Here is a 1,119-nt window from a genome sequence, read left to right as displayed (position 1 = left end):
CTTGATCACGACGGCGTTGCCGTACGCGGGCCCGTCGCCTGCGCCGTTGCCGCCGGTCTTCACGACGGTGCCGCCGTGGGCGGCGACGACCTGAGTGCCGGAGGCGACGGCGAAGTCCTGGCCGGAGTGGGTGGACGACCACAGATTGCCGGCCTGGGCGAAGCTCGCGGAGAGCTTGTACTTCTTGACCGGGTCGACCCAGGAGGACGCCTTCTTCGCGGCAGCCGGCTTGGCCGCGGCCTTCTTGGCGGCCGTCTCGCTCTTCGAGTGGGCGGCGGCCTTGGCCTGGGCGGTGGCCTGCTGCTGTACGGAGACGGCGGCGGAGGCCGGCAGGGCGACGGCGCTCGGCTTGGCGTCGGCGGCGACCGCGGCCCCGGCTCCGACGGCGGCCGAGACTCCCAGGCCGAGGGCCAGGACGGCCGCCCTGGCACGGAGCTGGGTCGTGCCGGGTATGCGGAACTCGGTGCGCTGCGACATGGGGGACTACCTCCGGGGCGAGGGGGGGACGGACATCGATCCACCCGGCGCGCTGACGATGCGCCGGGCGAGTCATCCCTTGGTAACCCGCACCCCCGCCATCCCCCAAAACCCCCATCTACGACCTCAAGTCGTACTTGACCCCAAAACTTCCGACTCCTTGACAGAACAACCAACCAGTACCGATTTCACCCGTTTTTTTATTGGGAGCCCGGTTTATCCGCACTTCACACAAGCCCTCTCCGGCCCGGCCCCACCTCACCGGCTCCGCCGTCACCGACGAAGGACTCCAGTCCCACCCCTAGGGTCAAAGGTCCTTTTTGTCCACCTCGCCTCCGCCACTATCACCCCTAGTAGGGGCGAAAACGCCTGTGCGTCATGTCACCGGGCAGCAAGATCCAGAGACCCGGTGATGTGACGGGGGCTACAGCCTCAGCCCCGTCCCACCAGCGGCAACGCCCCGAAGACGTGCCCCTTCCACAGCGCCCGCGACACCTCCTCGGGATACGCGGTCACGGTCGGCCGCGCGTCGAAGAGCCGCACCAGCCGCCGCTCGACGTCGTACGCGGGCCACCCCGGCCCCTCCCCCGCTGCGAACCCCGTCCACGCGGCCCCGAACAGCCCCGACAGCTCCCCCGCGGC

The 1,119-nt window shown here is 69.9% G+C and carries 1 protein-coding gene and 1 pseudogene; both read right to left on the bottom strand.

Annotation, left to right across the window (positions count from 1 at the left end):
- Nucleotides 1-477, bottom strand: a 477-nt coding sequence (locus AOK01_RS39950) for a M23 family metallopeptidase (RefSeq protein WP_055520548.1), incomplete at its 3' end; no start/stop codon positions are given.
- Between the two features lie 432 nt (nucleotides 478-909).
- Nucleotides 910-1,119, bottom strand: a pseudogene (locus tag AOK01_RS39945) (carboxylesterase/lipase family protein); the annotation flags it as partial.

The organism is Streptomyces aurantiacus (assembly GCF_001418335.1).
GTDB lineage: Bacteria > Actinomycetota > Actinomycetes > Streptomycetales > Streptomycetaceae > Streptomyces > Streptomyces aurantiacus.
This window is presented reverse-complemented; position numbering and strand designations above follow the sequence as displayed.